The sequence below is a fragment of the Martinezella lusitana genome, assembly GCF_900094565.1.
Taxonomy (GTDB): Bacteria; Pseudomonadota; Alphaproteobacteria; order Rhizobiales; family Rhizobiaceae; genus Rhizobium; species Rhizobium lusitanum.
This window is the reverse complement of record NZ_FMAF01000070.1, coordinates 1-4,544: the sequence shown is the minus strand read 5'-3', so window position 1 is coordinate 4,544 and position 4,544 is coordinate 1. Positions and strand designations below refer to the sequence as shown.

The 4,544-nt window shown below is 50.2% G+C and carries 7 protein-coding genes; all 7 read left to right on the top strand.

The genetic code is table 11. The annotated features are described in order from the left end of the window. The first annotated feature begins 103 nt into the window (after positions 1-103). The 7 genes from GA0061101_RS38375 to GA0061101_RS38345 all read left to right on the top strand — a co-directional run bounded on the left by GA0061101_RS38375 (position 104) and on the right by GA0061101_RS38345 (position 4,222). Positions 104-499 (top strand): vWA domain-containing protein, encoded by a 396-nt coding sequence (locus GA0061101_RS38375; protein WP_092577811.1) that lies wholly within the window; start codon positions 104-106, stop codon positions 497-499. A 127-nt stretch (positions 500-626) separates the two neighbouring features. Continuing rightward, positions 627-1,229, top strand: coding sequence for a hypothetical protein (locus GA0061101_RS38370; protein WP_047562838.1), 603 nt, complete (start codon positions 627-629; stop codon positions 1,227-1,229). Between the two features lie 281 nt (positions 1,230-1,510). Further along, positions 1,511-1,657: a hypothetical protein gene (locus GA0061101_RS39995; RefSeq protein ID WP_208865061.1), complete on the top strand. Its 147-nt coding sequence runs from the start codon at positions 1,511-1,513 to the stop codon at positions 1,655-1,657. 169 nt (positions 1,658-1,826) lie between these two features. After that, a complete protein-coding gene (locus GA0061101_RS38360; RefSeq protein WP_141694199.1) occupies positions 1,827-2,369 on the top strand; it encodes a hypothetical protein in 543 nt (180 codons plus the stop codon). A gap of 98 nt (positions 2,370-2,467) precedes the next feature. Further along, positions 2,468-2,920, top strand: coding sequence for a hypothetical protein (locus GA0061101_RS38355; RefSeq protein ID WP_141694198.1), 453 nt, complete (start codon positions 2,468-2,470; stop codon positions 2,918-2,920). Between the two features lie 120 nt (positions 2,921-3,040). Continuing rightward, the gene (locus tag GA0061101_RS38350; RefSeq protein WP_141694197.1) at positions 3,041-3,478 is read left to right on the top strand and encodes a hypothetical protein; all 438 of its coding nucleotides are present in this window, start codon (positions 3,041-3,043) and stop codon (positions 3,476-3,478) included. A 72-nt stretch (positions 3,479-3,550) separates the two neighbouring features. Further along, positions 3,551-4,222: a transposase gene (locus GA0061101_RS38345; protein ID WP_092577802.1), complete on the top strand. Its 672-nt coding sequence runs from the start codon at positions 3,551-3,553 to the stop codon at positions 4,220-4,222. Positions 4,223-4,544 lie beyond the last annotated feature (322 nt).

Here is a 4,544-nt window from a genome sequence, read left to right as displayed (position 1 = left end):
ACAATGAAGACACCTCCAGAGCGGACCGTCTCTACGTAATGGTCGACGGCAAAACGAACGCGGACTGGTTAGAGACACAGCGTTAATAAGAGCGGTAGCGACAATGAAGCCTCAACTACTTCTGGCTGCATTCTTCGCATGCACAATCAACACGCAAGTCTTAGCTGACGACGAGCACAAGCGTCTTCAGCTGACCGGTAAAGTCATCGATGGTGTGAACGTGAGTTTCGTGATTGCTTATCAATGCCGAGATGTGCTTGGCACGACATATTACAACGCAATTCGGACGTATGCCGAGAAGGCTTTTCAGCAAATCGGCTTGTCACCGGAAATGGCGGCACAACGAGTCAACAGACTTGAAAAGTTTATCGAGAGCGAAAAGAAACCTGGCCGGAAGGAGGATATCGAGGGATGCGTGTGGAATATTTCAACCGTAAACCACGACCTGCAGACCGCACAAAAGAACTATATCGATTTTACGCAGCCTAGAAATCCATAGATCTGCGGCTGAACACATTGGCTGCCTACTTCAAAGCGAGAATATATCGAGAGTTGCAGTATCTATCACTGGATCACATTTTGGATTTCATGCAAAAAATGCGACTGAGCTAGCTACGAGAGTTTAGATGAAGCTAATTTCAGGCGTGATTGCGGTGCTTGCCGCGTTGTTGTTACTCTACAGCTTTGGCGTCTTTGATCCGCCAATCGTAAAGGCTTGTGAGGCAAATCTGAAAAACTATCTCATAAGGCCATCGAGTTATAAGCGCGACGGCTACATTCTATCAGAAAAGCCGCTGACCAGATCTGAACTTGAGGATCGCTACGCGCGCACGTATTCTCGTCTTGATTACGACTTCAAAAATTTAAGTGCCGATAGACTTGCCAACATAAAGCAGGATATTAAGGGTTTTCAGCTTGAATCTCTTAAATCTTTCGACAATGGCTCCTTAAATCCGACGATCTATGGTGCAATTATAAAATTCAACGCGGCAGACGATGAAAATAAACCATTAAATACGTTAGTAGAATGCGAATATTACTCTAACGACGGAAAGACATCTGATATGGCGGCAGGAGACATATCTCTACTTAAGGCAGATTCCTCCGATTTATACCGCATCATTCAATCCGAAGCAGCTCTTTCTCCTGAGAAGAAGCAAATATCCCAGAGACCAATTGCACCTTATCAGGGTTGGTTTCGCGATATTTTCAGATGGCTCATCCATTGAATCACACTAAACTACGTGGAGAATTACGATTGACGTGCCCCCGTTAAATTAGGCCATTCAGACCTGGAATTTTCCACTTATTGAAGTGCTCCCCGAATTTGGGCCAGCGGGCGCTGGAATTTTCCGGGGTTAGGGCTCAAGTCGGCGGGGCTGCCGATTGGCGATGGTCGAGTGTCGCGGCCCAACTTGGACTGATTGAGGATGACGGCGTCGCGACCACAGCACCGGTTCGCGCTCGCTTTCCCGATTTCGCCGCCCTCCTCACTGCCGGAGAAGAAGAAATGGCGTTTGCTGCGCTTCGCCGAGCAGAAAGCATCGGCCGCCCCATCGGCAACACCGACTTTTTAGACCGGCTCGAACACCTCACCGATGCCACCCTCAAGCCGGCTCCTCGCGGCCGCAAAGCCAAGGTCGTCGTTGGGAATTAGTGCACTGTCACCGTAATTCCCGCAGCAACAACATAATCTCTCACATCGTTACTTGCCGTTTTGATTTCGCTGCTATCAACTTTAATGCTCAGAGTTGCGATATCTGTCACTGGACCACCTTTTGATTTCATGCGAGAAAATGCTGCAAAGCTATTTCGCGGGAATTTTGATGAAATTGATTGTTAGCGTGATTGCAGTGCTTGCCGCGTTGCTGTTGATCTACAGCTTTGGCATCTTTGATCCGCCGCTCGTGACTGCTTGCGAGGCCCGTCTCAAAGGGTATCTCGCGGCACCTTCCACCTATGGGCGCAACAGGTTCTTTCTTAGTGAGAGGCCGGGCACCACAGCTGACTTGGAAGAAGAGTTCAAAGGCTTCCCTGACATACAGCGCGTTTATCAGAAGGAGTTTGACGAAGGCTCGGTGAAGCCCGTTCTCTATACCACAACTATAAATTTTAATGTCCTAGACACACAAGCTGAGAAGGTTACTAGAGCTATTACCTGTCAATATTTTTCCGCCGATGGCAGCATTTCTAAAATATCGGTGGGAGGAGTTTCTATCTTTGCAACCGATGCCGCAACGTATTCTCAGATTGTCCGGGATTTCAGCCATGAACCTCCTCAAACTGCGGAAGAATTGCGGAAAAGATTGAAGCCAATTGCCCCTTATACGGGATGGGTTCGCGATACCTTCAGGCGGCTTTTGAATTGAGCACCGACCTCTTGAAGAAAAGATCAGAAGTTGCGTGTCGGTTCAAACGAAACGACACAAAGGTAATTTCCAACCTTTCTTATAAGCCGGGGCTCAAAATGAGAAAGATTCTTAGTTTCGGAAGCTTGGTGTTGCTATCGTTGACAGCCGCTGGTCCCGCATTCGCGGAACCCAAACCCGTTGCTGTATGTGAAACGACCTTGAAAGATCGGCTGGGTGAAAATTCGGGTTATATCCGGGTCGGTTTTAGTCAGTTAGTCCAACAACTTGGGCGCCCGGAATTTATAAAATATGTTGACAAGGCAGCGGCATTTTCAAACAAGGATTTATCAAACAAATACCATGCCATGCTGATCGAAGCTTTTGACGCCGGAAGAATAAGTCCGCAGCGGCATATTGTATTCCTCAACTACACGGTTCCAGGCGTAAACGGGGTAGCTGCGGCTGCAACTGCAAAATGCGAATATGTCATAAACAAAGGCCGCGAGGACGAGCTAAAAGCGTCCTTCCTAGACGAGCTTTCAATAGCGAAATTCCAGCCAATCGATTGATAGTAACTAAGGCGGCAAGAAAATAGTCTTGGATTCTCAAGCTCGCAGAACTCGCAATATCTGTCACTGGCGTACCATTTAAAAAGATGCGAAATACAACCCAGAACGTAGGGGGATTTCGTGAACAGATTGTGGAAATTTGCCGGACTATCGCTCCTGCTGCCGATCCTCAACAGCTGCGATTTTTTCGACTCAAAAATGGTAACGGCCTGCGAGCAGGTTTTGAAGAACAGGCTTCTAGCACCATCCGAATACAGACGGATCGAAATCCAGCAATCCGAAGAACCCATTGGCCGCGCTGACTACCAACGTTACTTCAGCGAAGGATTGAGCGCGATTATTCAGGAAGCCTTGATGAAGGATTTTGACCGAGGCCATGTAAAACCTGTGATGTATGAGGCACTTATAACTTACGATGCTCCTAACGCCTATGGCACACTAATTCGCGGCATCTCCAGATGTCAGTATCCGATTAGCGATGGAGACGCTTCCAGAGCGGACCGCCTCAGCGTCGTCGATGGTGAAACGAACACGGAGTGGTTGAGGAAGCAACTTTAGGCGCAACAAGAAAAATCGACAATTACGGTGACAGTGCACTCAATAAGCTTTCAGATCTGACCAACGCAATCGATGGCCCGCCTCGCTCGTATCGTCATCCCTGATATCCCACATCATGTTACCCAACGCGGCAACGGGCGGGCACAAACCTTCTTTTGCGATGATGACTATGCGCTCTATCGCGATCTCCTCGCTCATCATTGTAGTGCCGCCGGCGTAGAAGTCTGGGGCTGGGTGTTGATGCCCAATCATGTTCACCTCATCCTTATTCCAGCGGATGCTGACGGTATTCGCCGCGCACTATCTCGCGTTCATCGCACCTATGCCGGCCATATCCATGCAAGGCTACGCCGGACCGGCCATTTCTGGCAGGGCCGCTTCGGTTGTGTCGCCATGGATGAAGAGCATCTGGCGGCAGCGCTCCGCTACGTCGCCCTCAATCCGGTGCGCGCTCGCCTTGTCGAGCGGGCTGCCGATTGGCGATGGTCGAGTGTCGCGGCCCAACTTGGACTGATTGAGGATGACGGCGTCACGACCACAGCACCGGTTCGCGCTCGCTTTCCCGATTTCGCCGCCCTCCTCATTGCCGGAGAAGAAGAGATGGCGTTTACCGCGCTTCGCCGAGCAGAAAGCATCGGCCGCCCCATCGGCAACACCGACTTTTTAGACCGGCTCGAAGACCTCACCGACGCCACCCTCAAGCCGGCTCCTCGCGGTCGCAAAGCCAAGGTCGTTGGGAATTAGTGCACTGTCACCGTAATTCCGCCTTGCCACCTAACGTGCCAGTCGCGCGCGCCGCGGCCCCAATTTCCGACTCCACTTTGTTGGCCGCAACGGCAACACGATTCATCCCCGTGGCGACCTGATCGGCACCAACGATTGTGAATTTTACACCCAAAGTTGCAATATCTGTCACTGGCATACCTTTTCAAAACATGCGAAATACAACCCTGCGCTTTGAATGGGGGATCTCGTGATTAGATTGTGGGGATTGGTGAGCGTGGCTTTTTTGCTGCCAGCCATCGGCGGCTGTAGCTCTTCTGAATCAAAATTGGTGACCGTGTGC